This window comes from Arthrobacter sp. NA-172 (genome assembly GCF_043952055.1).
Taxonomy (GTDB): domain Bacteria; phylum Actinomycetota; class Actinomycetes; order Actinomycetales; family Micrococcaceae; genus Arthrobacter.
The window spans coordinates 734798-761243 of record NZ_JBINOT010000003.1; the positions used below are offsets into that span (position 1 = coordinate 734798).

The following is a 26446-nucleotide window of genomic DNA, read 5'->3' on the forward strand; positions in this document are numbered from 1 at the left end:
TACGCCGCAAGGATGATATTTAGCGATCGATATTTCGCTGAGGCAACGGATTTCGTAGAGTTGAGGGACTAATACTGTCGGCGCCTCCTGCTATCTGTAGAACCCACTGGCGCTTAACTCATTCGCGCACTCTTATTAAGGATCCGTGGGCATGCTTGTCACCCTGATACGGCGCTACTCCAAGCCGTATTTGCCGCAGATACTGGCCGTCATCGTCTTCCAATTGGCGTCCACCATTGCAACCCTCTACCTTCCAAGCCTCAACGCCAAGATCATCGATGAAGGGGTTTCCCGCGGGGATACCAACTACATCTGGCAAACCGGGGCCTTGATGCTCGTCGTCGCATTGGGCCAAGGTGGTTGCGGCCATTGCCGGCGTGTACTTCGGTTCACGCGTGGCGATGGCCATGGGCCGCGACTTGCGTAGGGACGTCTTCCGCAAGGTCAGCAGCTTTTCGGCCAAGGACGTCAACACATTCGGCGCACCTACCTTGATCACCCGCGGCACCAACGACGTCCAGCAAGTGCAGATGCTCATGCTCATGGGCCTGAACTTCATGGTGTCCACGCCCATCATGTGCGTCGGCGGCATCATCATGGCCGTGCGGGAGGACATCAGCCTCTCCTGGCTCGTCTGGGTGTCGGTTCCTGTCCTCGTGGCAGTGGTCGGTTACCTGGTGGTTCGCCTCATGCCGCTCTTCCGCTCCATGCAGATGAAGATCGACACCATCAACGGCGTGCTCCGCGAACAGATCATCGGCATCCGTGTTGTCCGGGCCTTCGTCCGCGAACCCTATGAAGCAAAGCGGTTCGCCGACGCAAACAAGGATCTGACCTTGGTTTCCGTCAAGATCGGCAACTTGTTCGTCCTGATGTTCCCGGCCATCGGCATGATCCTGCACCTTTCGACGGCGGCAGTGCTGTGGTTCGGCGGCCAAAGGGTGGACGCCGGCAACATGCAGGTGGGCTCCCTGACGGCCTTCCTCCAGTACCTCCTGCAGATCCTCATGGCCGTCATGATGGGTACGTTCATGGCCATGATGATCCCGCGCGCCTCCGTGTGTGCGGACCGCATTGGCGAGGTCCTCGACGTCGAACCCTCCATTCACGATCCCGAGGCGCCAGTGGCGCCGGCGGAGAAGAAGGGCCGCGTCGAATTCCGCGACGTCACCTTCAAGTACCCGGGTGCTGAAGCTCCTGTGTTGAGCAACATTTCCTTTACGGCTGAGCCCGGCCAGACACTTGCCATCATCGGTTCCACGGGTGCAGGCAAGACCACTTTGGTGTCATTGCTGCCGCGGCTGTACGACGTCGCGTCCGGCGATGTCCTGCTCGACGGCGTTCCGGTCACCAGCCTGGACCGCAACGAAATCAGCAGCCGCGTGGCCACCGTGCCGCAGAAGCCGTACTTGTTCTCCGGAACCATCGAGCACAATCTGCGCTTCGGCAAGACCGACGCCACGGATCAGGAACTCTGGGATGCGCTGGAGACCGCGCAGGCCAAGGACTTCGTGATGGAAAAGTCGTCCGGCCTCAACCGGCGGGTAGCCCAGGGCGGCATCAACGTCTCCGGTGGCCAGAGGCAGCGCCTCTGCATCGCCCGGGCCCTGGTCACCCAGCCCAAGGTCTACCTTTTCGATGACTCCTTCTCCGCACTGGACGTGGCCACTGACGCCCGGCTTCGCAGGGCCCTCAAGGACAAGACGCAGGACGCCACGGTCATCATCGTGGCCCAGCGCGTCTCGACCATCGCGGATGCGGACCAGATCCTGGTCCTCGACAACGGCAGAATCGTCGACCGCGGTACGCATGAAGAACTCCTGGAAACGTCACCCACGTACCAGGAGATCGTCGAATCCCAGCTGAGCGCGGAGGAAGTGGCATGAGCGAACAGAATCAGCAAAAGCGTGGCTGGGCCGGGAAGGCTGAGGCGGCCAAAGAGGCACGGGCAGCTCAGGAAGCGAAGGACGCCGAGGCAGCGGGCGCCGTGGCCGTGGCGGACGACGACGATATCGAAGAGGCCGAGTACACGCCCGGCGAAGCCGACGGCGGGATGTTCGGAAACCTTCCGGCAAAGAAAGCCAAGGCTTTCGGGCCGTCGGCAAAGCGCCTCCTGGGGCTGCTGAAACCTGAGTCCGCCGGCGTGGTTTTCGTCATCGGCCTCGTGGTGGTCTCCGTTGTCCTGAACGTCATCGCGCCGAAGATCCTCGGTAGCGCCATGGATGTCATCTTTGGTGGCGTGATGGGCAAGCAGTTGCCTCCCGGCGTCACCCAGGCGGCGTTCGCCGAAGGTCTCCGGCAAGCGGGCCAAAACAACTTCGCGGACATGGTGTCCAAGATGGAGCTCACCAACGGGATCAACTTCTCCAAGCTGACGTTCCTGATTTCGATCGTGCTCTTGATGTACTTCGTGGCCAACATCTTCCTGTGGGCCCAGGGTTACGTCCTGAACAAGATCGTCATGAGGGTCATCAACCGCCTCCGTAACGACGTCCAGACCAAGCTCAACCACTTGCCCTTGAACTACTTCGATACACGTCAGCGCGGCGACATCCTCTCCCGCGTGACCAACGACGTCGACAATGTCCAGCAGGGACTCCAGCAGGCGTTTTCGCAGCTGGTCAGCTCGTTGCTAACGGTTGTGGGCATCACGGTCATGATGTTCATCGTGTCCTGGCAGTTGGCCTTGATCGCGCTGGTTGCCTTGCCGCTCTCCGGTGTCCTTGCTGGTGTGATTGGTTCGCGCAGCCAGAAGCTGTTCGCTGCCCAGTGGAAGAACACGGGCTCGCTCAATGGCCAAATCGAGGAATCGTTCTCCGGCCACGAACTGGTCAAGGTCTTCGGGCGTGACGCGGACATGCTGGAGCGTTTCGACGAGCGCAACGAGGCGCTGTACAAAGCCTCGTTCGGGGCACAGTTTGTTTCGGGCATCATCTTCCCGGCCATGAACTTTGTCTCCTACCTCAGCTATGTGGGCATCGCCGTCGTCGGTGGTTTGCGCGTTGCATCCGGTTCCATGAGCCTTGGCGACGCGACGGCGTTCATCCAGTACTCGCGTGAGTTCACTCAGCCCCTCGGCCAGATCGCGGGCATGGCCAACATGCTGCAGTCCGGTGTGGCTTCCGCTGAGCGGGTTTTCGAGTTCCTCGATGCCGACGAAGAACTGCCTGAGAACGCCGCCCGTCACTTGCCGCCGCGTACGGACGGGCACGTCGAATTCGAGAACGTGTCCTTCAGCTACGTTGCGGACAAGTCGTTGATCGAGAACCTGTCCCTCAGCGCGGAACCGGGACACACTGTGGCGATCGTCGGGCCCACCGGCGCGGGCAAAACCACACTGGTCAATCTCGTCATGCGTTTCTACGAGCTCAACTCCGGCCGTATCACCCTGGACGGGGTGGACATCAAGGAGCTGAGCCGTTCCGAGCTCCGCTCCAAGGTGGGAATGGTGTTGCAGGACGCTTGGCTGTTCGGCGGCACCATCTACGACAACATCAGGTACGGCAACCTCGACGCCACCGAGGAGCAGATCATGGAGGCGGCCAAGGCCACGTACGTGGACCGCTTCGTGCGCGCCTTGCCGGATGGGTACCAGACCATCATCGACGAGGAAGGCAACAACGTCAGTGCAGGCGAGAAGCAGCTGATCACCATTGCGCGGGCCTTCGTTTCCGACCCCTCACTACTGATCCTGGACGAAGCCACCAGCTCAGTGGACACCCGTACCGAGCTGTTGCTGCAGAAGGCCATGGCTGCCCTCCGCACGGACCGCACCAGCTTTGTCATCGCGCACCGTCTGTCCACCATCCGCGACGCCGACACCATCCTCGTGATGGAAAACGGCAGCATCGTGGAGCAGGGCAACCACAACGAACTGCTCGCATCGCAGGGCGCGTACTATCGCCTGTACATGTCGCAGTTCGCGGGTGAGGATGCCGGAGAAACCGTGGTGGATGATTCGACGGCGGTGCACACCTGAGCGCGGATATAGCGGCGGGGGCGGATCCGGCGGCTACGGAAACGCCGGAGACCCCCGGCCAGCGCATCAAGGTGCTAGTCCCGATGCGTTGGGGAGACATGGACGCGTACGGACACATCAACAACGTCCAGATCGTGCGCATGCTCGAAGAGGCCCGCATCGCGGCCTTCGGTCCGCCGCGTGGTGCCGGACTCCCCGGAGTGGAGCCGCCGGTGTCCGTCTTCGACTCTGTTGAAGACGGAGTCATGACCCTTGTGGTGGAGCATAAGGTCCGGTACGTCCGGACCCTGGAATACCGGAACATTCCGGCGGTTGTTGAGATCTGGGTCGGCGCCGTGAAGGGGGCAAGTTTTGACCTTCACTACGTCATCAAGGATCCCGTGACCGGTCAGGACTGTGTCAACGCAAGTACCCATCTAGCGTTCGTCGATGAGTCCACCGGCCGTGTCCGCAGGCTCACTCCCGAGCAGAAGCAGCAGCTGGAGCCCTATCGGGCCTGAGCGAAGCGTTACAGCAGCGCCCTGTGCACCCCGGTGGCCGTAGAGTTTCCCCATGAAACTCGAGATCGTCGCCGTTGGTGCCCAGGGCGCTGCCGTTGCCGCCGAAGAAGGCGCGGAGCGGATTGAACTTTGCAGCGCCTTGGAGCTCGGAGGACTGACCCCTAGCCAAGGGCTGATGGAGGCAGCCCAAGAGGCCGCGGCCGGACGGCTGGAGATCCACCCGCTCATCCGTTGCCGGCCGGGCGATTTCCTGTACTCGGGCGCGGATTTGGACACCATGGGCCGCGAGATCCGGTTCCTGCTCACCCAGGGAGCCCACGGAGTGGTGATCGGTGTGCTGACTGCCGCTGGCCAAATCGACATCCAAGGCACGCGGAAGCTTGCCGACACGGCATTGGAGACCAACCCCAACGCCCAACTGACATTTCACCGGGCCATCGACCAGACGCCGGACCCAACGGCCGCCGTCGGGCAACTCGTGGAACTTGGATTTACGCGGGTGCTCAGTTCCGGCGGTGCTGCCGCCGTTAGCGAAGGGATCGCGACCCTTGAGCGCATGGTCCAGCGGGCGGCGGGGCGGCTTGAAGTCATGGCAGGCGGCGGACTCGCCCTGGACGACATCCCAGCCCTGCACGCGGCAGGGCTTAGCGCGGTCCACTTGTCAGCGAAGAAGACCGTGTCTACATGGATAAACGGCGCCAGTTCCGTCAATGCGCCCGGTCCCCACGACCCGACGGCGTACATGGTCACCGACCGCGACTTGGTCAGGGCAGCCCGCGCCGCCACCCGCTGACCCTCCCCAACTGATCCCCACCGCCACCCTCGCCTCGCAAAGTCCCCACCGGCTCCCAGCCTTCATAACGACATCTAGTGCGAGTTAGTTGGGTGGATCCCTTTACACGGGGGCGTCGTGGGGTCGAGGATGGGTGAAACATTGCGATCGAAAAAGGCTTACAGGAGTCATAAAAGTGCAAAATGTGTCCTTTTCCACCATCACCCTGAACATGGCCGAACTGGGTCCCAACAGCCCCTTGCCGGTGGTCATGGCGGAGCTGGACCAGCCGTACAGGATCGGCGAAGGCGTTCCGGAGGAATTGCAGGCCGCCGCCCGCTACGGCCAAGTGCCCAACATGTTCCCGTACCTGATGCAGGACGGCTACTCACGCGAGCGGACCGCACACGAAGTGCCCGCCGTCGTCCTGGAGAACAGCAAACTGCGGGCCGTCGTCCTCCCGACCCTGGGCGGCAGGCTCTGGGAACTCTTCGACAAAGCCTCGGGCAAGCACCTCCTCCACACCCACGGGACGCTGCAGTTCGCCAACATCGCGCTGCGCAAGGCCTGGTTCGCCGGGGGTCTCGAATGGAACATCGGCACCCGGGGGCACTCGCCCACCTCGTGCGATCCCCTCCACACCGCTATTATCAAGACGCCCGAAGGCCATGACGTCCTGCGGATGTGGGAGTTCGAGCGCCTCCGCGGAGTGGTCTTCCAAGTGGACATGTGGCTTCCGGAGGACTCCGACGTGCTCCTCACCGCGGTCCGTATCCGCAACCCGCATGACCACGACGTCCCCATGTACTGGTGGAGCAACGCAGCCGTCCCCGAAACGGCGGAGTCGCGCGTGATCGCTCCCGCCACGGAGGCTTTCGGCAGCGACTACACCACGGATATCGCCCGCGTCCGGCCCACCGAGCACCAGGGGATGGATGCGACTTGGCTCGTCAACAGCCCGCACGCGGCGGACTTCTTCTTCGATATCCAGCCCGGACACCGGCACTGGATTGCGGCGGTAGATCACGACGGCGACGGCCTCGCCATGCTGTCCACGAGCCTCCTGCGTGGAAAGAAGTTGTTCGTGTGGGGTCAGGGCGACGGCGGCAAGCGCTGGCAGGAATGGCTCAGCCCGGGCGCCGGGCCGTACGCGGAAATCCAGGCCGGGCTGGCGCAGACCCAGTTCGAGCACCTAGTCATGCCCGCCGGCGCCGAATGGAGTTGGGTAGAGGCCTATGGGAATGCGAAGCTGGATCCTGCGACCTCGCACGGCCAGGATTGGGATGCGGCCGTGGCCCACGCCAGCTCCCGGCTCGAAGACCTGGTCCCGGATGCCGAGTTGGAAGACGCCCTCAACGAAGCCACGAGGAACTACGCGCTGCTACCGGACGAAATGTTGCTGCGAGGCAGTGGTTGGGGTGCTTTGGAGAGCGCCCGACGGCGGCGCTCAGGCAGCGGGTGGCTGGACGAGGCCGGCACCCCCTTCTCCGATGATGCAACTCCTGACGCGATCGAGGAAACAGGCCCTTGGCACAGCCTGCTGGATGGGGCGAGATTCCTGGGCGCGGAGACCTTCGTGGCTGGAGCCGATTGGGAAGAATTGCTGGCCAAGGATGGCGGAGCGGAAGCGCAGTTCCACTTGGCCACGATGAAGCACGCCCGCCAGGACCTCGCCGGTGCGGTCGTCGGGTACGGTGCGGCCCTCGAATCGAACGGCCTCTCGCACCGTTCCACCGTCCTCGCCCACCGGGGCCGGGCCCTCGCCCTCCTCGCAACGGACAACATCGAGGAAGGGCTGAGTGAGCTCGCGGTCGCAAGCCGACTTGACCCGTCCAGCGTCCCCCTTCTCAGTGAAGCCATGACCCTCAGCATCCGGCACGGAAGCCGGGCCCAGGCACTCGCCTTGGCGAGCGAGGCACCTGCCGGAATGTCCGACGTCGGACGCGTCCGTTTCCTGACGGCGCTTGCCCTCGCGGGGGTCGGCAGGGGCCCGGAGGCGGCAGCGACGCTGCGGGACGGCGTCGAAATACCGGACATCCGGGAGGGTGAGGATGGGATCGCCGCCTTGTGGCAGGAAGTCTGCCCTGAGGAGCCTGTGCCTGCCAGCTACCGCTTCGCAATGCACTGAACTTCCGTAGTGCACCGGCTCGGGGCGCCTGCGGCAGGAAGCAACTTGTGGGACGCGTGTGGCAGAACAAAAGTGGCGGGACGCATGTGGCGGGGGTGCCGAGTTTGCTGATGCCAGCACCAAGGTAAACCATGTAAGTTGGCATGGTGACTCCCTCCACCAAGACTCCGCTGACCCGTGCCCCCGGTATCTCCAAGGAGATCGAAGATGCGGCGTGGTTCGTGCTGGGCCCGGGCCTGCAAGGCAAGGGTTCAGCGCTCGACGCCGGTACCCGCACCTGGACGGTGGACGCCGCCTCCGAGCTTTTGGAACGGCTGGAACGCGGCGTCGAAGACTCCAAAGCGCCCATGATGACCAATCTGCGCCAAAACCTTGAAGGGGCAACGCGTGAGGCCAAGCTGCTCGCCGTCGAGCTCTTGTTCCTTCAGTCGCTGCCGCTGGCGCACGAGGTCAAATCTCTCAAGGTGAAGCGCGCCCGCGTTGCCGAAGCCGCGTCCTGCTCGATCCCGAACCCAAGCTGCCGAAGGAGCTGTACCAGGGGATGACGGATCACGGCGTCATCCGTGATCGGACGGCGGAGTTCAACTGGACTATCTGGGACCACCTCACATGGCTCTGCCGTTTCGTGGCACACGTGGACGGGCAGTCGAACGCAAGCATCAACAAGGCACTGAAGGACCCGCTGAAGTTCCACGAGCTCGCCGCGGAAACGCCGGAGGACCAGCCGGCCATCAGGCGGAGCATCGAATATCTGGCGTGGCCAAGCTACTTCGAGCCCGTGGTCGCCGACGTGGAACGCCGGGAAATCCGGGATGCGTTCGCTTCCCTCGTGGGTGGCGCCCACGGCGAGACGGAAAACGACATCACCGCGGACATCCACCGCATCCGATTGCACCTTGACGAACAGGCAGGGCAACGCATCGATTGGTACGGTCGCCAACTCGTTAGCCAATGGCGCAAAGTGGGCGACCCCGGACGGCGCGCCTGGCTGCTGCGCACCCATCAGGACTCCGCCGAACTCCTCGCCGCCTGGCAGGAAGAGGAAAAAGCAACGCTCGACGTCGAACACCTCCGCGAACTTGCGCCTGGCGTGACCGCAGGAGTGGTCCAGCATGCCGTGGACGAGGACTACAAGCACCTCGGCTACGTGGAGCGGGAGGATACCAAGACCGCTGTTTTCGCGTTCCTGACCGTGATGAAGCCGGGCGACCTCGCGCTGGTCCAGAGCTCCGGAGCCATCAGGATCGGCGTGGTCCTGGGCGAACCGGAACACTACGAGAACAACCGCCGGCTCCGCCGCAAAGTGCGTTGGTTCGACGAGACCCACCCGATTGCCGAGGCTCCGCGGCACGTCCAGCGCCAGCTCGCCACTTCGGGGATCGTCGTGGACGTCACGAAGGTCATCCAGTCGCTGCAAGCCCTGCTGCCTGCGGAAGCCGAGTCCGACGGCGAGGAAACCGCCGCCCCGGACGCCGTCGTCGAGCCCGTGGTTGAAGGGTTCCGCCCCCTCACGGAGGAGTTCGCAGCGTCTCTCCACATGGAGCTCGAACCGCTCAAGGAGATTGCCGAACTCCTGGAAGAGAACCGCCAACTGGTGCTCTACGGCCCTCCGGGGACAGGCAAGACCTACCTCGCCAAGCACTTGGCGGCCGAACTCGCTGGCGATAGCACCGACGAGCGCGTCAAGCTGGTGCAGTTCCACCCGTCCTACGCGTACGAGGACTTCTTCGAGGGGTACCGGCCGGACAAGACCGACGACGGCCAGGTTTCGTTCAAACTGGTCGCCGGACCGTTGCGTCGGTTGGCCGAAGAAGCCGCTAAACCTGGGAATTCCAACAAGCCGTACTTCCTCATCATTGACGAGATGAACCGGGCCAATCTGGCGAAAGTGTTCGGTGAGCTGTACTTCCTGCTGGAATACCGCGACGACCGCATCTACCTCCAGTACAGCCCCAACGAACCGTTCAGCCTGCCGGACAACCTTTACATCATCGGCACCATGAACACGGCGGACCGCTCCATTGCCATGATGGATGCGGCCATCCGCCGTCGCTTCGCGTTCGTGGAACTGCATCCCAAGGTGGAACCGATCCGCGGTTCCCTCCGGCGGTTCCTCACGGCCCGCGGCCTGGACACGCTCAACGCGGACTTGCTCGACGCCCTGAACGACTCGATCGACGATTGGGACCGGGACCTGATGATCGGTCCCTCCTACTTCATGAAGAACGCCGCTCAGAACCCCTCCGGGCTTCGCCGGATCTGGAAATACGAGCTCATGCCGCTTCTGGAAGAGCACTACCACGGTCAGCTGAACCGGGCCCAGCTGGAGGAGCGCTTCGGTCTGGACCAGTTGTTGGGTCGACTTGCAGTCCGCTAAGACGGCGCCTCCGCGGCCGTCCCGCGCTCCGGGTATCGGAAAGCCTGCGGTCCGCGCTTCAACGAAGGCTCCGGCTGTGCGGCACCTCGTCATGGACGAGCTCTCCGGTGGAATAGTGGACAAGCTCGATCCGGATACCGCCGCGCTGCTCAATTCCAGCGGGCTCGCGAAGGCCTCGCCCATGGGGATGGGGATCTACCGGATCGAGCCCGTGGGCAAAGTCGGTTCCGTGCGGACGCCCACCGTCCAGTTCGAGGTACGCCCCAAGGACCGGCTTGGATTGAGTCGGCTCCTGTTCCTCCTCAGCTACGCCGGGGATCAGGGCTTCCGCGAGGATTCCGTGGCCGCCGTCGAGCATAAAGACCTCTGGAGCGCCCTGGCCGAGTCCCTCGCCCAATTGGCGGAACGGGCCCTCAGCCGCGGCCCGCTGCAGGGCTATCTCACCGTGGATGAGTCCCTTCGGACGGTCAAGGGCCGCATCAGGATCTCGGACCAGATCTCCCGCCGGCCCGGAATGCTGGTCCCGTTGGAAGTCTCCTATGACGAATTCACCGAGGACATTGCCGAGAATCGCATACTGCGTGCCGCACTCGAGCGGATGGGCAAAGTACCGGGCGTGCGGCAAAACCTCCTCAGCCGTTTGCGGCAGCTCAAAGGAAAGCTCGACGCCGTCACGCGCCTGCAGTCCGGCGCGCCCCTTCCGCGGTGGCAAGCGAATCGGATGAACCTCCGCTACCACCCCGTCCTCCGCTTGGCCGAGCTCATCCTGCGGAATGCCTCTGCGGAAGCGGGTGAGGGGAAGCAGCAGACGGCCTCCTTTGTAGTGGACATGTCCACTGTGTTTGAGGAATTCGTGGGTGTGGCTTTGCGGGCGGCCATGCGGGCACATCCGGGTGAGATGAGGCTTCAATACAGCGCCACGCTCAACGAAGCTGTGCGGGATTCGGACCGGCTCACAGTGCGCCCCGACGCCGTGCATTTCCTGGGCGGCAGGCCCGTGGTCGTGTACGACTCCAAATACAAGGCAGCCACCGATTCCGGAGCATCGCTGAACGCGGACCATTACCAACTGCTGGCCTACTGCACGGCCTTGCAAGTGCCCACGGCCTGGCTGGTGTACGCGGGATCCGGCGAGATGAAGTTGCGGAGGATTCTCAATACGGACATCGACATTGTGGAGTACCCGTTGGATTTGTCGCGGCCTCCGGCGGAGATCCTCGCCGCCGTTACGGATCTCGCGCAGCAGTCGCTGGGGAGAAGTGGTGAGGCAGGCGCGGCTGTAGTGCGTTTCCCGGTGGTCGTGTTCCGGCCCGTTCCGTAGGGGCCTGTTCCGTCGGCGATGCGGGCGGACTAGCCTAAGGTTAAGGCATCGCAGATGGAGGCATCATGCACGGCACGAAGAACAAGAAGAACAAGAAGTCCTGGAAGGACATGACCCCTGGGCAGCGCGTTGGCGTGGTGGTGATGGGAGCGGGCCAAATAGCGCTGCTGGTGGCTGCACAACGCAGCATCACGAAAACTCCCGAGGCCCAGATCCGGGGGAACAAGGTCCTGTGGCGTGCTGCGAGTTTCATCAACTTCTTTGGACCGCTGAGCTACTTCCTGTTCGGCCGCCGTCGAGGAACTGCGTAAGCTGATTCTCCAAAGCCGAACGGTCCCGCAGCTCGCATTCCCATACGGTGAGAACCTCCCAACCTGAGGTTCTCAGCCGTTCCCGCTGTAGGGCGTCGCGCTCCCGGGTGCGGTTTCGCTTGGCGTCCCAGAAGTCCGCGTTGGCCGTTGGTGCGTGCTGGCCAGCCTTGCAATCGTGGAAGTGCCAGAAGCATCCGTTGACGAAGATGACCTTGTGTCGCCCGGCAAACACGAGATCGGGACTGCCGGGCAGCTTCGCTCCGGCGGCCTGCCCATGAAGCCGATACCGGTAGCCCTTGGCATGCAGCAGCCGGCGGACCAAGAGCTCGGGCTTGGTGTTCTTGCCCCGGATCTTGGACATGTTCAGGCTGCGTTGCTCCGGCGTCAGCAGATCGCGGCTCTCGCCCATATCCCCAGTTTACGCAGCCCTCACCTTCCGATCCTCGCTCACATTTGCGGCCGTAAGTGAGCGAGCGCCCGCGGGGAACAGCGTTACGGCAAATTCTTCGCGCCTCATGCGACTGTTAGCATTTCGAGCATGGGTCGAGGCTTGTTTCAGCGTATGGTCGGCATTGTTATCGCAGTAACTGTCGGCGGTGCGGCGGCTCTGTTGTGGTTCGCTATTGCGTCGACCGGAAATTCGGCGGTCGCGTCGCGGGCTGAGGGAATCGTCCTTGGCGTTTGGAGTGTGCTCTACGACTCCGAAGCCCCGCAACCTAGCGTGATTCTTGCAGCCATCGCCTTTGCCCTTTTCCTCTCCGTCGGGGTGGCGCTGTTGGAGCGACGTATCGCCAACAGATCACGCCGCTCCGCGAATCCCCAAACACCCTTGGCGCCGAAGATTGTCATGGCCGAAACACGGGGCGTGTTTGCCGGCCCAGTGACCGTGACCGTGCTGATCCCCGCGCACAACGAGGAAGCTGGTTGGGTCCCCGAGTAGGAGTCCAGTGTTTGTGTGAGTTTCGTGTCCGAGAATGGACACAGGAGGAAATTCACGAATCATGGCACGCAGACACACCCCTGAGCAGGTCATCGCCAAGGTCCGGCAGGGCCAGAAGATGCTCAACGACGGCCGCCCGATGGTCGAGGTCATCAAGGCGCTCCAGGTCACCGAGGCGACCTGGTACCGCTGGTTGAACCAGTACGGGTCCGAGAAGAACGCCGAGGCGTCCAAACGGACCAAGGAGCTGGAGAAGGAAAATGCCCGCCTCAAGCGCCTGCTGGCGGAGAAGGAACTGGCCATCGACATCCTCAACGAGGTGGCGAAGGGAAAATTCTGAGCCCCGAACCCCGCCGCCGTGCCGTGCGCATGGCGCTGGAAAAGTTCGGGGCGTCCGAACGCTTCGCGTGCGCGGTCCTGGGGCAAAACCGGTCTGCGTTCCGCAAGAAGAAGCCCGAGATGGGATTTGAGGAAGCCCGGCTCCGGGCAGCCCTGCGCACCGTTGCCGGGCAGCACCCCGCCTGGGGCTGGCGGAAAGCGCGCTGGCACCTGCTGGCCCAGCCTGAGTGGGACGGCGTGGCGCTGAACAGGAAGCGGGTGCGGCGGCTCTGGCGCGACGAAGGCCTTGTCTGTAAACCCAGGGCGAGGAAGAAGCGCCGCACCGGGCCCGGCGCCGGTGAACAGAAGCGCCTCACAGCCCAGTACCCGATGCACGTGGTCAGCTTCGACTTCCAGTCCGACGTGACCTCCTGCGGACGGCACATCCGCTTCTTCAACGTCATCGACGAATACACCCGCACCGCGCTGGCCATCATCCCGCGCCGCTCCTTCAAAGCCACCGACGTGGTCGCAGTCCTCGAGAACATCATCGCCGAAACCGGCACCGTCCCGACCTACCTCAGGTGTGACAACGGGCCGGAGTTCACCGCCGCCGCACTGATCGAGTGGTGCAACACCGCCGGCGTCGACACGGCCTTCATCGACCCGGGATCACCCTGGCAGAACGGCTTCATCGAATCCTTCAACGCCCAATTCAGAAGGGAACAACTCTCCGGAGAAATCATGGACACCATGGCCGAAGCGAAGTATTTGGCCGAGGAATGGAAAGCTATCTACAATCATGAACGGCCCCACGGATCCCTGGACGGCATGACGCCAAAACACTACTGGGAAAACTGGACGCAAGAAAACCAATCAGCTATCGCATAGACGCTGGACTGCTAACGGGGGCCCAACCAAAGCCTCACTCCCGTTGACCATCGCATCACTTTTATCTCAGTCTCACCGGCCCGAACGCGTGATTGTTGTTGCGGACAACTGCACTGATTCGACTGTCACGCTTGCGCGGCAGGCCGGGGTTGAGGTTTTCGAGTCGGTCAACAATACGAAGAAGAAGGCCGGCGCCCTCAACCAGGCGCTGAAGTGGCTGCTCCCCGGTCAACGGGACAACGACGTCGTCATGGTGATGGACGCCGATACAAGCCTTGACGATGGGTTCCTGGAGACTGCAGTTTCTCGGCTGACAAACGATAGGGCCTTGATGGCTGTTGGTGGCCTTTTCTATGGGGAAGAGGGTCATGGGATTATCGGCCAGTTCCAGCGCAACGAATATATCCGGTATTCACGTGAAATCGGACGTCGACGTGGTCGTGTATTTGTGCTGACTGGTACGGCTTCGATCTTCCGTCCCCGCGCCTTGCGAACGGTCGCCGAGAGTCGTGGTGAATCGATCCCCGGAATTCACGGCGATGTCTATGACACAGCATCGCTGACTGAGGACAACGAGCTGACGATTGCCTTGAAGTCCCTCGGTGGTCTCATGATTTCCCCAATGCAGTGCACAGTAGTCACCGAATTGATGCCCAATTTCCGCACCTTGTTGGCACAGCGATTGCGTTGGCAACGGGGCGCTTTGGAAAACCTCGGTGCTTACGGCGCCACCCCGCAGACTCTTCGGTACTGGGCCCAGCAGTTCGGCATTGGCTATGGCGTCATTGCCCTCAGCGCCTATCTCCTGCTCATTCTTTTGATGATGTTGTCTCTGGATAACTGGGTCTGGTTTCCGTTTTGGCTGGGAATTGGCATCGTTTTCTCTATTGAGCGGGTGATGACGGCGTGGAAGGGTGGCTGGCGAGCACGCGTTTTGGCCGCTACGCTCTTTCCGGAATTGTTCTTCGATATGTTCCTCAATGTGATTTATGTCAAGGGAATCATTGATATTTCCCTAGGTCGCCAAGCCAAGTGGAAACACCTCAACCATTCACAGGCCAGCGGATCCTCGAAGGCCGCGTAACTATGGCTATTTCTGCTTCAGTTCCTACTGGAATCCTGTTTCCTGAAGAAATCCTGCATTCAGAGTGGTTCGCAATTTTGGCGACCTTCGTTGCGATCAATACTTTGATGTATGGCGCGTTGGCCATCGCTAAAATCTTGCCGAAATTGCACCCTACCGACTGGATCCGCACACGGAATCAACGGGCGGAAACCCGAAGCATCCATCCCGATGCTCCGGCCGTTAACGAGGCCACGGACTTCGTCAACACTCGGACGGTACGCGGCAGCGGGTCGAGCCAAGTGCCGTGACCCTAAGTCATTCCTGGATGGGCAACCGTCGGAGCTGCCCGGCTTTGTTCCATATGGGCGCACCGAATTGACGGCGCCGACATAAGTTACCGCGACGAAACATCGTGGTGACTTCGCGGTTCCTTAACCCCGGTAGTGTCGGAGTCATGTCCCGGCGGGGGAGTCCCGTCGACGGATAAGTCGGTGAAATTGGTACTGACGACAGGGAAAGTATGGGCTCCAAAGGCCTCGACGACGGATGGGCGGCCCGGCCGCGGTCCCGTCGTTGAGGCCTTTGGTCCGTGTTGCTCTTGCTGGACCCGGCGTGAACTGATGACGGAGCCTGTGGATAACTTTCGACGCTCCGTCGCCGTTTCCGTTACTCTTTTGGAAACGCTCAGTCTTGAAAACTATCGGGGAATAGCAAACCATGACTTTACGTACCTCCAATTCCATTCGCATTTTGATCATTCCTGCGTTTGTCGCCGTGCTGGCTTTGACTGCATGCGGAAGCAGCAGTCAGCCGAAAGTCGAACAGTCTGCGTCGGCTGCCGTTTCAGCGAGTCCGGCTGTCACTGCCACTCCGATTCCTCTGGCGGCCTACAAGCCGGCAGACGCCAAAGGGAAAGCGGAGAATGTCCCGGTTCCGGTGCTGCCGGATGCCGCGAGAGCGAACAGCAAGGAAGGGGTGGAGGCTTTTACAGCTCATTGGTTTCGAGCGATGAGTTACGCCTATGAGACAGGGAACGTTGGGCCACTCGGCAAGATCACAGGAGTTAACTGTGAGATGTGCGAGGGGGTCAAGAGGGTCGTTCCAATGGCATATGCCCGTGACAGGTGGCTTAGCGGGGGCGTCTTTTCGACACCTTCGGTATCTTCCACTTTCAAGCCTCAACCAGACCAGAGTATTCCTGTAATTGTCCAAGTAATCCAGAGCAAGATTCACTACTGGGGCCCCGACGGAACTGAGTATCGACAACCCACCGAGGCGACCAATACCGGCAACGTCGCCTTCGTCCGATTTGTCGACGATTCCTGGAGGCTTGACGGGCTGAACCCCCTGCAATGAAGGAGAGAAGCTGGCTCGGAATCGTTCTACTATCTGTCGCACTGTTCCAATTTGTCAGCCTGGATGTTCAGCCAGCCATTGCCTCGGCTGACAATGGAGAGGTTGGCTGGACAGGTACTGGAGTCAAGCCGATTGTATACACCCGTGACCCTCAATCCGGCGAAATTGTCCAGCGCCTTCCGGCCACGTCAGTGAAGATCCCAATCAGTACAAGGCAGATCCCCAATGCCAAGCGGACGACAATTCCTTGGCCAAAAAGTGCCTTCCCGGCCAGATCCAATGCCCACCCCGTGAGCCTGGAGGGAGTGCCGGAATTCCGGTTATCTGGCTCTTCGCAGATGAGCATGGTTAGAGCCGTCTGAGGCTGGTGGCAGCGGGGCTTGTGTAGCCGTTGCGGCGTGGTGCGGCGGGAAAGAGGTCAGGGCCTCTTTGAATTGGTAGCGACCAAGCAACCAATACCCAAAAGAGACCCTGACATGAATAACTTTATGTCCTGTTCCTGCGGTCGCTGGTGCACACGCGCGGACGCGCTGCTCGGTGTCGAGGGAATCCATGTCCGCTCCGTTACTGCAACCGGGACCGGTCTGGTCCTGCGCGTTGAAACCGGCGAAACAATGACCGGATGCCCTGACTGCGGCGTCGTTGCCGTGGGTCATGGCCGCCGGCAGGTCCGGCTCCATGACATTCCTTGTTTCGGCCAGCCGGTGCGGTTGCTATGGGCCAAGCGCATCTGGCGGTGCCCTGACCCGGACTGCCCGAGAACCACGTTCACCGAAGACCACACGCTGGCAGGTTCCCGGGCGAAACTGACCGCCCGGGCCGCTGCCTGGGCGACCGACGCGCTGGCCCGCTTCGATACCTCGGTCTCGGCCTTGGCCCACCAGCTCGGAGTGTCCTGGCACACCGTCTGGGACGCGGTCCGCGCCGAGGCGACCCGCCGGATCGGAGCCGAGGAACGGTTGAGAGGCGTGAATGCTCTCGGCGTCGACGAGCATGTCTGGTCCCACACCGGCCCGCCCGGGACAGGCATGGTCACCGGCATCGTGGACCACACCCGCGATGCCAAAGGCATTGTCCATGCCCGGCTCCTGGACCTCGTCCCGGGACGGTCCGGGAAGGCCTACGCCGACTGGCTCAAAGAACGCGGCGATGAATTCACCGCCGGAATCAAGACTGCGGCGCTGGACCCGTTCCGCGGCTACGCGAACGCGATCCGCGACGAACTGCCCGAGGCCATCACCGTGCTGGACGCTTTCCACGTCGTCAAGCTCGGTTCTGCCATGGTCGATGAGGTCCGCCGGCGCATCCAGCAGGACACGCTCGGACACCGCGGACGAAAGGGCGATCCGCTCTACGGGATCCGCCGGACCCTGCAGATCGGCGCCGAACACCTCACCGACAAACAAGCCGCCAGGCTGGACGCCAAGCTCACGGCCGGGGACCCGGACCAGGAAGTCACCTTGGCCTGGCAGTGCTATCAGAAGCTCCGCAACATCTACCACGCCCGGCCGGAGCGAGGACGGGAGCTCGTGAGCGAGGTGATCTCATCGTTCCCGTCCTGCCCGATCCCGGAAGTCGCACGGCTCGGCCGGACCCTGCGCGCCTGGAAACAGGCCATCCTTGCCTACTTCGAGACCAGCGGTGCATCCAATGGACCCACCGAAGCCATCAACGGCGTCATCGAAACCACCCGCCGCATCGCCCGCGGCTTCCGCAATTTCACCAACTACAGACTCCGATGCCTACTCGCCGCCGGCGGCCACCGCCCATACCGGATCAAACATGCCAACCATGCTTAAACGCGAAGGGCCGGTTATCTGGAAGGTCGCTCCGAAGGCAATTCCGAATCCCGTTTGGACTGACTGGAAGGCGAACAACACCGATCCGTCCTGCCTCTATGACCAAAAGCCTGAGGACCTCTTGCCCAGGATTGCGGCAAGGATCGCGACGGACTTTCGCAACCTTGCGATCAAACCGGCACATTTGACCGCCCAGCCGAGCCCGCACACACTCAAAGGCGCCGAAACCAATATCTTCGCGGACGCCGTGGAGCAGCAATTCGATGTGACGTTACTCGGCCAGCAGGTCCATATTGTGGCTACCCCAGTTGAATACACCTACACCTACGGGGACGGCAGCAGTTTCGGACCGACCTACTTCGCTGGCGGACCTCTACCGCAGGCGGAGTGGGGTCAAAAGACGAGAACCAGCTACGTGTACCAACAAACCGGTGACTTTCAGTTGTCGGTGACCACAACCTTCCGGGGCACTTACTCCGTCAACGGCGGTCCAAACCTGCCGATTCCTGGCACTGGCCAGTTTGCGACGCCACCGCAAACGGTGAGCGTCTGGCGCTCAATCACGCGCAACTACGCGGACAATTGCATCGTGAATCCGAAAGGGGAGGGCTGCCCGGGGGTTCCCTAGAGGTGCGCCAGCCCCAGAAGCCCCGGCAGGCCGGGTCGTCGCCTCAGCGGTGATGTGATCCGAGTCTCAAGGGGAATAGTTGCAGGCGCGTGGCAGTTGGCGCCCATGGACCCCGTTCCCGTTTGAAAGGCATTGCTCATGTTGTTTTCCCCATTGACCCTCGGCGAGATTGAACTTCCCAACCGCTTGGTCATGGCGCCGTTGACCCGCGTCCGTTCGGGCGCCGAAGGCATTCCTGGCCCGCTGGTCGTGGAACACTACCGCCAGCGTGCTTCCCTCGGGCTGATTGTTAGCGAAGGCACGTACCCCACCCCCGCAGGCCAGTCGTACCCGGGACAGCCCGGCCTCGTCACCGAGGAGCAGATCGCGGGTTGGAAGAAGGTGACCGACGCCGTCCATGCAGAGGGTGGCCGGATGTTCGCCCAGATCATGCACGGCGGGCGCGTTTCCCACCCGGACATCACCGGCGGTCACGAGATCGTGGCCCCCAGCGCCGTAGCCATCGACGGCGAAGTACGCACGCCGAACGGCAAGAAGCCGTACCCGGTGCCGCGTGAACTGAGCACCGATGAACTCCCCGCAGTAATTCAGGAAATCGTCACAGCGTCCCGGAATGCCATCGAGGCAGGATTCGACGGCGTTGAGCTCCACTCGGCGAATGGCTACTTGCTGCACGAATTCCTGGCACCCAACACCAACGTCCGCACCGACAGCTACGGCGGGTCCCCGGAAAACCGTGCGCGCTTCGTGATCGAAACCGTCAACGCGGTGGTTGAAGCCTTGGGCGCCAACCGGGTCGGCATCCGGATTTCCCCGGAGCACGCGGTCCAGGAGATCGCCGAGACCGACCCCGCCGAGGTCCGCGCCACCTATGAAGTCCTGGTGGACACCATCGCCCCGCTGAACCTCGCCTACCTCAGCATCCTGCACCACGATCCCAAGGGTGAACTCGTGCAGGACCTGCGCGAGCGTTTCAACGGCACGTTCCTCGTGAACACCGGCTTCGGTGTGGTGACCACGCGGGATGAAGCTCTGGCACTCGTGGCCGACGGTCACGCTGACGCCGTGGTGGTCGGCCGGCCGGCCATCGCCAACCCGGACCTTGCGCGCAGGTGGCGTGAGGGCCTCCCGCTCAACGAACCGGATGCGTCCACGTTCTACGGCGAAGGCGCAAAGGGGTACACGGACTACCCGTTCTACGCCAACTAGAACCAACGACCACGGCGGCGGCATCCTCCAAGGGGAGGGTGCCGCCGTCGTGCGTTAAGTTGGGTAGGGGGTCACGCGGAGGCTTGCTGGCACAGCCCGAGGAAACCGCCCAGCTGCTCCAGCCCTTCCGGTTGGGTCGGCAGGTAGTTGGTCAGTTCCGGTGAGCGTACGACGACGGCGCGCCACTGGCCGCGGGACACCGCCACGTTGATCCGGTTGCGTGAGAGCAGGAACTCCATGCCCCGAGGCACTTCAGCGGCAGCGGAGGCCGCCATGGAAACGATGACCACGGGAGCTTCTTGGCCTTGGAATTTGTCCACCGTGCCGACGCGCATTCCGTCGAGTCCGGCCGCTCTCAGTGAACGTTGGATCAGCTGCACCTGAGCGTTGTAGGCGGCCACCACCAGGATGTCCTTTTCGAGCAGAGGCCGCTCGTCAGGTGATTCCCGAGGATCCAGCCAAGCGAGGCCAAGATGTTCCTTGACTTGCCGTACCACCTCCTCGGCCTCTTCGGGCGACTGGGTTGAGTTGCCGCTGTGCTGGACATAGACGCATTCGACGCCGGCCCGGGCTCCAGACAGCCGCCGCGTGGAAGCAGCTGGTGCCGAATGCAGCCGGCCATCGTAGGACAGCTCGGAAACCGCGGCACACAGCTCGGGATGCATCCGCCACGATGTGGCCAGGAAGTAGCCGCGATCTGCGGGCAGCGTATGCGCGCCGCGAGCCAGCCAGCCGAGAGCAGACTCATCCACCGGCTCCGGGTGCTTGCCTTGAGTGACTTGCGGCAGCTGCTGGGGGTCGCCCAGCAGCAGCAACCTCTTCGTTGCCCGGCTCACCGCAAGGGTGTTGGCGAGTGAGAACTGCCCGGCTTCGTCAATGACCAGAAGATCCAATGACCCAGCCGGAACAGTGCGGCCGGTCATGGTCCAGGCCGTGCCGCCGATGAGGCAACCTCCCTGGGATCCAAGCAATCGCTCGACGTCGTCCTTGGTCTGCTTGGTCCACGGGACGGGGCCGTCGTGCTTCATTTCCTTGGCGATGAGGGAAGGGTCAACATTGGCTTTCACAACGGCATGGAGCATGTTCTCCACGACGGCATGGGACTGCGCAACAACCCCCACCTTCCAACCTTCGCGCACCAACCGCGCCACAACGTGCGAGCCCACGTAAGTCTTCCCTGTCCCCGGCGGCCCCTGCACGGCAAGGTACGACTGGTCCAGATCCCGCACGGCCGCGGTGATGGCGTCCACGTAGCCGTCGTCGCCGAGCCCGACGGCGGGTAGGACCGGGAGGCTGCCCAGCCGCGGCGGCACCCGGCGCAGCAGGTCCAGCGCCGGGTCCTTCGGCCACAGCGGGAGACTGGAACGAACTTTGACGGCCAGTTCGCTGAGGGCGTTTCTCTGCCCATCCGTAGGGACCGGACCGTCAGGCGTCAGTGCCATGGGCAGCTGCGAGTATTCGACGGCACCTTTGGGCAATCGCTCCGAAATGGTCACGATGTCCGAAGCACCGCCGTCTGATTCCTCAAGCGCATTGGTCCCATCGGAGCCGTCGGTCTCGATCACCTCCGTACCGGGCCGACCAGACCTGCCGAGAGCGCTTTCGATCTTGCCCTGGAATGCGTCAGGGAGCGGAGGATCGTACATCCGGAAGCACGTCTTACCCGGCGCGAAACCGGAGCCGTCGGCGGCGTGGCCGAACAGGCGTACCTGCCGTGCCGGGTTGCTGCGGGGAGTTGGCTTCGCCCAGTCCCGGACGACTTCGCCCCGTTCTACGATGAAGCAATCCCGGGTGTCCTCCCATTCGGAAACGGGCCGATCGAGGCGGTCGAAGTGTCCCCACCAGAATTGCTTATCCTCCCGCCGGTGAAAGCCCACTGCGGCGGCCACCAAGGCAACGGCTCGGTTGTCGTCGGAGGATAGGGCGCTGTCCGGCAGCTCCGCAAGGTAGTCGAGAAGCGCCGTTTCCTCCGGCGCAGCTTCGTATTTGTCCGGCTCGGTCTCAACAGGCAGCTCCGGTCCCGACAAAGCCAGGGCGAACGGTTCTATCGAACGCTCCGCTGCCAGCCCGAGCAGCCAGTTCCGCAGTTCCAGCGTAGAAAGACAGTCGTATTCGTTGTAGTCGGAGATGCCCGCGAGGATCGCGGCCGCCTCATCCGCGCGGTTCGCGTCGCGGGCCGTGCAGTAATCCGCGTAGGCAACCACGGAAGCTCCGGCGTCGGTCACTTCTCCGGAGCGCAAGTTCTGGCCCATATAGAGGGGTTCGAGCTTTTTGATGCTGTAGGAGTTTTCGGAGATGCGGATGCTGTGCCGCACGGTGTCGTAGAGGTCAACCAGAACGCCTTCGCGGAGGAGATTGTCCACGGCGGCCTCGCCCACGGTGTGAATCACGGACAGATTGCGCAGCGCGGTCTTCTCGTACGCGGCGTAGTGGTAGATCCGCATGTCCGGATACTTCATCCGGCGTTCTTCCACATACTCGAGAAAGTCGATAAAAGCTTGCCGTTCCTCAGCTCGCGAGTGTGCCCAGAACGGTTTGAAAACAGGCTTCCCGCCCGGTTCCGCGGGATTTTCGACGACTCCGAACAAGTACTCCAACCCCCAGCGGCCGGTCGCGGGATCTTGCCACAGCGGGTCTCCTTCGAAGTCGAAGAAGATGTCTCCAGCGTCTGGCCGAGGGAGCCGGTCCAAGGAGTTGGACTCCAAGAGGGAATAGCTGATGCTTTTGACCGCGCCGGACTTGTCCGTGTAATTGACGGTGCCATCAGGGATGGCTCCGCCGGTCTGCAGCCGGGCCTGTTCCTGCAACCGGCGCGTGGCTGAATCGGCGGCGTCGGGCATCCCGGCAAGCGCGTCGATGGTCAGGATGCCTGCATCGATGAGCTTCTTGCGGCGGGTGATTCTCATCCCGGCGACCATCAGCAGATCCCGATGGAGGCCCACCTGTTCCTTGCAATAGTCGCAGCGGCCGCAAGCGGTGAGCCCGGACGCACCCCACAGAACGGGCTCCGGCTGCGATCGATGCGCGCCTGTCAACGCAAGAAAACGCTCGCGGCGTTCACGGAACACGGGCAGGACATCGGCGAGGCGGTGGTTGCTGTGCACATAGTCAAAACCACCCGTGGTCCGCTCAACAGTTGCCCCGAGGACAAGCGTCAAATCCGGCGCGGGAGTAATTCCAGCTTTGAGGAGCTGATCGCCGTAGGCGGCCAGCTGCAGCAGGGCCGTAACCTTGGCGTGCCGGGCAAGCTTCGTGTCGAAAACCGCGTAGCTACCGTCCTGCTGCTTGACGAGGAAATCTGACCGCCCGTGGAACTGACCATCGAAAAATGCCGCTTGGAACACTACGTCCGCGCCGGATCGCAGCGCCTCGATCGACTCCGCATGCTTGGCCTGCAGGGAGGCGCGGTCCATCGCTTTGGCGGGCACGACGTCGTACACTCCAGTCCGGGCGACCGGATCCCAAGCCCCGAACTCGGCAACAAAGCGGTCCAGCACCCTATGTTCGTGAACGTCGCCCAGGAATGCAGTACGCTCGAGCATTTCGTCAACGCCGAAGTCCGGCTTGGGGGACCGGCCCAGCTTTTCGTCCAACTTGCGCAGCAGCTGGTACTCGCAGGTAGAGGCGGTCACGAGGTCGCTGGCGGAAAACACCAGGTCCTGCGCTTGCCCTGGATCTCTTGAATCGAGAACTTCTGAATCGAGAAAAAACACTGTGCCCCCAGACTGTTGAGCTGATCAAGCCAAGCTATCAGTGGGGCGCGACAAGATAGGCGGGGTCACTCTCCAAAGCGGAGGGTGATCACCAATCCGATCATTGCAACCACGCCGGCCAGGAGCATTGCGGACTTGGGATTGCCGAAGTTGATTGTCCATCCCAGGCCGAAGCGGCGGGGAACCATCATCGCGCTGTCTTCGCGGTTGACGTAGAACAGACCGCGCTTCCAGTTCTTGTCGTCGTCCCGGTGGGTCAGCCCGGTATCCTTCTCGCCTTCATCCGGTTCGCGGTTGTTCCTGGCCATGACCACCACCGCTACAAGGACACCGAAAAGAATCGGAATCACCACTACCAGCTGCGCCCACGACGCGACCGTTCCGGTCCACATCAGCAGTGATGATCCCATCATCCCCAGGTCGATCATCGCGACCAGTCCGAGCAGGGCCTTGGCTCCCAGCGTCAGGTACTGGCGGTACCAGCGTGCGGAGGCTACCGGATGCGCCGGGTCGATGTCGGCCCTGCCGCGGCAAATGGCGGCCGCGATACCCGCGAGCAGTGCGGTCACCCCGACCTGCACGAACACCAGGGAGAAGGCGGTGCCGATCGACTTGGTTGCCAAGCGGTTGGGTACGCCTTTCGCGCCGTAGTGCACCGCAAGCGTTTCGGGCATTGACGGGTAGATGATCACGCCGATCACCACCGTGGCGACGATGATGATCACCGCAGGGGCCAGCCAGAGCCAGGGAAACCGCGGCGGATCGGTCCGCAACCCGGTATCCACCGCGATGCCTTGGCGGACACCTTCATACCAGCCTCCGGCGGCCTTTGCGGCCCGGATCTCTTGGTTGGCAAGGAAGAAACAGCCGTACCAGGCACCGACGATCACCAATACCCCCAAAGGCAGTAGCAGGGTTTCACCCGTCACGCCGTAGAGGATGCCAGCGAGCACGACGGCGACAATCCCGCTCGCGAGCACCCGCCATCGGTAGATGCGCGTCTGCCCGGCCACCGACGGGTCGTCTGCATGCTGGGCGGGCACCCGGACCCCGAAGGGCACGGTCCTGCTGTTGATCGAGGGCAAGAGGAGAGCGATGGTGAGCATCAGTGCTGACAACACGGAACTCAGTGTGATGGCAACGGTCATGGCATGTCCTCTGGCTGTTTGATTCCAAATGAATCGAGTACGGACCGGCAGCTCTCGAGAACCTCGCCGGCTGGTAATCCCTTGGCGACGGCCTCGGCAAGCAGGATCCGTGCCCGCGCGGTCCACTCTGCGGGGAACAGGGGATTGGTGTCCGTAGAGGTCACCACCGCGCCGGTCTTGCGGTTGAGCCGGATGAGGCCCTCTTGCCGCAGCAGGTCGTACGCCTTGTTCACGGTGTGGAAGTTGATTCCAAAGTCTGCAGCGAGCGTTCTGGTAGGCGGCAACGAGCTGCCGTCGGTCAGCACGCCGTCGGCGATCGCCTCAACGATCCGGTCCCGAATCTGCTGGTAGATCGGTACATCGCTGGTGAGGTCGACGTTGAGGATCATTTCCCGCCTCCTGTCTTTACTCTATAAGTTATAGAACAAATGACCATGGCTTTCAAGAGTGCACTTGTGGCCAGCGGAGCCCGGTTTTTGAGAGGCTACGCTGGGCCTACACTGGGCCAACACAACGCCCACAAATCGCGCAACCACCCACGCGGAAAGCAGGCCACGAATGACCCAGCCAGATGCACACCTTTCGCCGGATCCCGCCTTCGAAGCCGCGTACCATGCTGCGCAGAAAAGCCTCCGAGAAGGTGGCATACCCATCGGTGCAGCGCTTGCCCGGGACGGGATGGTCATCGCGAGCGGGCATAACGAGCGCGTCCAAAACGGTGATCCCATCGCGCACGGGGAAATGTCTGCGCTGCGGGCCGCGGGCCGGCAGAAGAGCTATCGGGATACGACGCTCTACACAACCCTTGCGCCGTGTGCCATGTGTACGGGCACCATCATCCAGTTCAAGATCCCGCGCGTGGTGGTGGGGGAGGCCCGGACGTTCGACGGCGAATTCGAGCTACTTCGCTCACGGGGCGTAGAGGTTGTGGTGCTCGACGATCAGCGGTGCGTGGACATGATGCGCACGTTCCAGGAAGAGAATCCGGAACTGTGGGCCGAGGACATCGCGGAGTAGCCGGCTAAGGAATAGTGCTGGTCAGGGTCAGACCCCGGGCGTAGGCTGGCAACGTCGGCGTCGGTGCCGGGGGGTCCGCGTCGATACCCAATCGATGAAGGAGGACTCATGAGTGTTGTGCGCGAGTTCATGACCACCAATGCCCAGTGCGTCAAAGATGATCAGTCGCTGCGTACCGCGGCTGTGATGATGCGCGATCTGGACGTCGGATCCCTGCCGATCTGCGGCAGCGATGGAAAACTCAAAGGATTCATCACTGACCGCGACATTGTGGTCAAGTGCGTTGCCGAGGGATGGGATGCGGACCGGAAGGTTGCGGCCGATCTTGCCCAAGGAACGCCAATCTGGATCGATGCGGATGCCAGCATCGATGCCGCGATCGACCTGATGGAAAAGCATCAGGTCCGGCGCCTTCCTGTCATCACCGACCACAGACTGGTGGGCATCATCAGCCAAGGCGATATTGCCCGCAACTACGCCGAGCAGCGCGTCGGTGAATTGGTAGAGTACATCTCCGCCAAAACCCCCATGGCCCAGCTGGGCTAACCGCAACAGGACTAACCGCAACTTCCGCACCTCAGCGTCACGGCCCTCAGGCCGTGGCGCTTCTACGCAGCCAAGCGTACGCAGCCGCACGCACCCCGGCACCAGCCCTAAAGAAACGCCTCCCGGCCCGTCCCTTCCGTCAGAACCAGTTCCCCGTCCTCGATGGAAACCAGCAGGCTTTTAGGCCTTCCGTGGAGTTTCTTGGCTGCGCTCAGCTTGCGGTTTGTGACCTCGACGCCCACGGTGGACCCCTTGGCAGGCAACTCCACCGAGATCTCCGCCGCCATTCCCAGCATCATTCGTGTGGACACATCGCGCTCATGGTGAGCCTCTTTGTGATTGACCGTGACTTCCACGTCGTCCGCGTCGAAGCCGTCCTTCAGGATGACGAGCAGTTCTTGCATGATGCGCCTCTTCCTTGAGTTGC

20 protein-coding genes and 3 pseudogenes are annotated in these 26446 nt (G+C 62.4%); 18 read left to right on the forward strand and 5 right to left on the reverse strand.

What is annotated here, in order from left to right; translation table 11 throughout:
- Nucleotides 1-151: 151 nt before the first annotated feature.
- From ACF0H6_RS17510 to ACF0H6_RS17545, 8 genes and pseudogenes are all read left to right on the forward strand, one after another.
- Nucleotides 152-1886: pseudogene (locus ACF0H6_RS17510) on the forward strand (ABC transporter ATP-binding protein).
- Complete coding sequence (locus ACF0H6_RS17515) at nt 1883-3979, forward strand: ABC transporter ATP-binding protein (protein ID WP_395250772.1); 2097 nt, start codon at nt 1883-1885, stop codon at nt 3977-3979. The pseudogene ACF0H6_RS17510 and the gene ACF0H6_RS17515 overlap by 4 nt, the downstream one beginning before the upstream one ends.
- Nucleotides 3980-4062: 83 nt before the next feature.
- The gene (locus tag ACF0H6_RS17520; protein WP_395250773.1) at nt 4063-4479 is read left to right on the forward strand and encodes an acyl-CoA thioesterase; all 417 of its coding nucleotides are present in this window, start codon (nt 4063-4065) and stop codon (nt 4477-4479) included.
- Nucleotides 4480-4531: 52 nt separating this feature from the next.
- Nucleotides 4532-5272 (forward strand): copper homeostasis protein CutC, encoded by a 741-nt coding sequence (locus tag ACF0H6_RS17525; protein ID WP_395250774.1) that lies wholly within the window; start codon nt 4532-4534, stop codon nt 5270-5272.
- Nucleotides 5273-5456: 184 nt separating this feature from the next.
- The gene (locus ACF0H6_RS17530; RefSeq protein WP_395250775.1) at nt 5457-7379 is read left to right on the forward strand and encodes a DUF5107 domain-containing protein; all 1923 of its coding nucleotides are present in this window, start codon (nt 5457-5459) and stop codon (nt 7377-7379) included.
- Between the two features lie 143 nt (nt 7380-7522).
- Nucleotides 7523-9756, forward strand: a pseudogene (locus ACF0H6_RS17535) (McrB family protein).
- 91 nt (nt 9757-9847) lie between these two features.
- Nucleotides 9848-11039, forward strand: a pseudogene (locus ACF0H6_RS17540) (McrC family protein).
- Nucleotides 11040-11142: 103 nt separating this feature from the next.
- Nucleotides 11143-11388, forward strand: coding sequence for a PLDc N-terminal domain-containing protein (locus ACF0H6_RS17545; protein WP_395250776.1), 246 nt, complete (start codon nt 11143-11145; stop codon nt 11386-11388).
- Here ACF0H6_RS17545 and ACF0H6_RS17550 read toward each other — a convergent pair.
- On the reverse strand, nt 11330-11797 hold the full coding sequence (locus ACF0H6_RS17550) for a very short patch repair endonuclease (protein WP_395250777.1): 468 nt from the start codon (nt 11795-11797) through the stop codon (nt 11330-11332). The genes ACF0H6_RS17545 and ACF0H6_RS17550 overlap by 59 nt on opposite strands.
- A 153-nt stretch (nt 11798-11950) precedes the next feature.
- Between ACF0H6_RS17550 and ACF0H6_RS17555 the strand changes: the two genes are divergently transcribed.
- The 8 genes from ACF0H6_RS17555 (at nt 11951) to ACF0H6_RS17590 (ending at nt 19595) form a co-directional block, all read left to right on the forward strand.
- On the forward strand, nt 11951-12328 hold the full coding sequence (locus ACF0H6_RS17555; RefSeq protein ID WP_395250778.1) for a hypothetical protein: 378 nt from the start codon (nt 11951-11953) through the stop codon (nt 12326-12328).
- 61 nt (nt 12329-12389) lie between these two features.
- Nucleotides 12390-13537 (forward strand): IS3 family transposase gene (locus ACF0H6_RS17560; protein WP_395250779.1). Its coding sequence is split into 2 segments (ribosomal slippage): nt 12390-12663 and nt 12663-13537, totalling 1149 coding nucleotides; the frame shifts between segments, so codons are not numbered across the junction.
- A 43-nt stretch (nt 13538-13580) separates the two neighbouring features.
- The gene (locus tag ACF0H6_RS17565) at nt 13581-14621 is read left to right on the forward strand and encodes a glycosyltransferase (RefSeq protein ID WP_395250780.1); all 1041 of its coding nucleotides are present in this window, start codon (nt 13581-13583) and stop codon (nt 14619-14621) included.
- A 2-nt stretch (nt 14622-14623) separates the two neighbouring features.
- Nucleotides 14624-14911 (forward strand): hypothetical protein, encoded by a 288-nt coding sequence (locus ACF0H6_RS17570; RefSeq protein WP_395250781.1) that lies wholly within the window; start codon nt 14624-14626, stop codon nt 14909-14911.
- A gap of 409 nt (nt 14912-15320) precedes the next feature.
- Nucleotides 15321-15959: a DUF6318 family protein gene (locus tag ACF0H6_RS17575; RefSeq protein WP_395250782.1), complete on the forward strand. Its 639-nt coding sequence runs from the start codon at nt 15321-15323 to the stop codon at nt 15957-15959.
- A 476-nt stretch (nt 15960-16435) separates the two neighbouring features.
- The gene (locus tag ACF0H6_RS17580; RefSeq protein WP_395250783.1) at nt 16436-17758 is read left to right on the forward strand and encodes an ISL3 family transposase; all 1323 of its coding nucleotides are present in this window, start codon (nt 16436-16438) and stop codon (nt 17756-17758) included.
- Nucleotides 17751-18386, forward strand: coding sequence for a hypothetical protein (locus ACF0H6_RS17585; protein ID WP_395250784.1), 636 nt, complete (start codon nt 17751-17753; stop codon nt 18384-18386). The genes ACF0H6_RS17580 and ACF0H6_RS17585 overlap by 8 nt, the downstream gene beginning before the upstream one ends.
- 138 nt (nt 18387-18524) lie before the next feature.
- Nucleotides 18525-19595, forward strand: a complete 1071-nt coding sequence (locus ACF0H6_RS17590) for an alkene reductase (protein ID WP_395250785.1) — start codon at nt 18525-18527, stop codon at nt 19593-19595.
- 71 nt (nt 19596-19666) lie between these two features.
- Here ACF0H6_RS17590 and ACF0H6_RS17595 read toward each other — a convergent pair whose 3' ends face one another.
- From ACF0H6_RS17595 to ACF0H6_RS17605, 3 genes are all read right to left on the reverse strand, one after another.
- The gene (locus tag ACF0H6_RS17595) at nt 19667-23308 is read right to left on the reverse strand and encodes a TM0106 family RecB-like putative nuclease (RefSeq protein ID WP_395250786.1); all 3642 of its coding nucleotides are present in this window, start codon (nt 23306-23308) and stop codon (nt 19667-19669) included.
- Between the two features lie 65 nt (nt 23309-23373).
- Nucleotides 23374-24456 carry a DUF1648 domain-containing protein gene (locus tag ACF0H6_RS17600; protein WP_395250787.1) on the reverse strand — a complete coding sequence of 361 codons (1083 nt, stop codon included), beginning with the start codon at nt 24454-24456 and terminating at the stop codon, nt 23374-23376.
- Nucleotides 24453-24845, reverse strand: coding sequence for a GntR family transcriptional regulator (locus ACF0H6_RS17605; protein WP_395250788.1), 393 nt, complete (start codon nt 24843-24845; stop codon nt 24453-24455). Before ACF0H6_RS17605 ends, ACF0H6_RS17600 begins: the two co-directional genes overlap by 4 nt.
- Nucleotides 24846-25014: 169 nt before the next feature.
- Here ACF0H6_RS17605 and ACF0H6_RS17610 point away from each other — a divergent pair, with 169 nt between their 5' ends.
- Together ACF0H6_RS17610 and ACF0H6_RS17615 are read left to right on the forward strand one after the other, a co-directional pair.
- Nucleotides 25015-25473, forward strand: coding sequence for a nucleoside deaminase (locus ACF0H6_RS17610; RefSeq protein ID WP_395250789.1), 459 nt, complete (start codon nt 25015-25017; stop codon nt 25471-25473).
- A 108-nt stretch (nt 25474-25581) separates the two neighbouring features.
- Nucleotides 25582-26019 carry a CBS domain-containing protein gene (locus tag ACF0H6_RS17615; RefSeq protein ID WP_395250790.1) on the forward strand — a complete coding sequence of 146 codons (438 nt, stop codon included), beginning with the start codon at nt 25582-25584 and terminating at the stop codon, nt 26017-26019.
- Nucleotides 26020-26126: 107 nt separating this feature from the next.
- Here the strand turns inward: ACF0H6_RS17615 and ACF0H6_RS17620 are convergent, their stop codons facing one another.
- Nucleotides 26127-26423, reverse strand: coding sequence for a hypothetical protein (locus ACF0H6_RS17620; RefSeq protein WP_395250791.1), 297 nt, complete (start codon nt 26421-26423; stop codon nt 26127-26129).
- Nucleotides 26424-26446 lie beyond the last annotated feature (23 nt).

Excerpts from the sequence above, each read along its gene's own strand:
- ACF0H6_RS17515 (WP_395250772.1), top strand. The coding sequence starts at position 1,883 with ATGAGCGAACAGAATCAGCAAAAGCGTGGCTGGGCCGGGAAGGCTGAG.
- ACF0H6_RS17520 (WP_395250773.1), top strand. The coding sequence starts at position 4,063 with ATGCGTTGGGGAGACATGGACGCGTACGGACACATCAACAACGTCCAG.
- ACF0H6_RS17525 (WP_395250774.1), top strand. The coding sequence starts at position 4,532 with ATGAAACTCGAGATCGTCGCCGTTGGTGCCCAGGGCGCTGCCGTTGCC.
- ACF0H6_RS17545 (WP_395250776.1), top strand. The coding sequence starts at position 11,143 with ATGCACGGCACGAAGAACAAGAAGAACAAGAAGTCCTGGAAGGACATG.
- ACF0H6_RS17550 (WP_395250777.1), bottom strand. The coding sequence starts at position 11,797 with ATGGGCGAGAGCCGCGATCTGCTGACGCCGGAGCAACGCAGCCTGAAC.
- ACF0H6_RS17555 (WP_395250778.1), top strand. The coding sequence starts at position 11,951 with ATGGTCGGCATTGTTATCGCAGTAACTGTCGGCGGTGCGGCGGCTCTG.
- ACF0H6_RS17570 (WP_395250781.1), top strand. The coding sequence starts at position 14,624 with ATGGCTATTTCTGCTTCAGTTCCTACTGGAATCCTGTTTCCTGAAGAA.
- ACF0H6_RS17575 (WP_395250782.1), top strand. The coding sequence starts at position 15,321 with ATGACTTTACGTACCTCCAATTCCATTCGCATTTTGATCATTCCTGCG.
- ACF0H6_RS17580 (WP_395250783.1), top strand. The coding sequence starts at position 16,436 with ATGAATAACTTTATGTCCTGTTCCTGCGGTCGCTGGTGCACACGCGCG.
- ACF0H6_RS17585 (WP_395250784.1), top strand. The coding sequence starts at position 17,751 with ATGCTTAAACGCGAAGGGCCGGTTATCTGGAAGGTCGCTCCGAAGGCA.
- ACF0H6_RS17590 (WP_395250785.1), top strand. The coding sequence starts at position 18,525 with ATGTTGTTTTCCCCATTGACCCTCGGCGAGATTGAACTTCCCAACCGC.
- ACF0H6_RS17600 (WP_395250787.1), bottom strand. The coding sequence starts at position 24,456 with ATGACCGTTGCCATCACACTGAGTTCCGTGTTGTCAGCACTGATGCTC.
- ACF0H6_RS17605 (WP_395250788.1), bottom strand. The coding sequence starts at position 24,845 with ATGATCCTCAACGTCGACCTCACCAGCGATGTACCGATCTACCAGCAG.
- ACF0H6_RS17610 (WP_395250789.1), top strand. The coding sequence starts at position 25,015 with ATGACCCAGCCAGATGCACACCTTTCGCCGGATCCCGCCTTCGAAGCC.
- ACF0H6_RS17615 (WP_395250790.1), top strand. The coding sequence starts at position 25,582 with ATGAGTGTTGTGCGCGAGTTCATGACCACCAATGCCCAGTGCGTCAAA.
- ACF0H6_RS17620 (WP_395250791.1), bottom strand. The coding sequence starts at position 26,423 with ATGCAAGAACTGCTCGTCATCCTGAAGGACGGCTTCGACGCGGACGAC.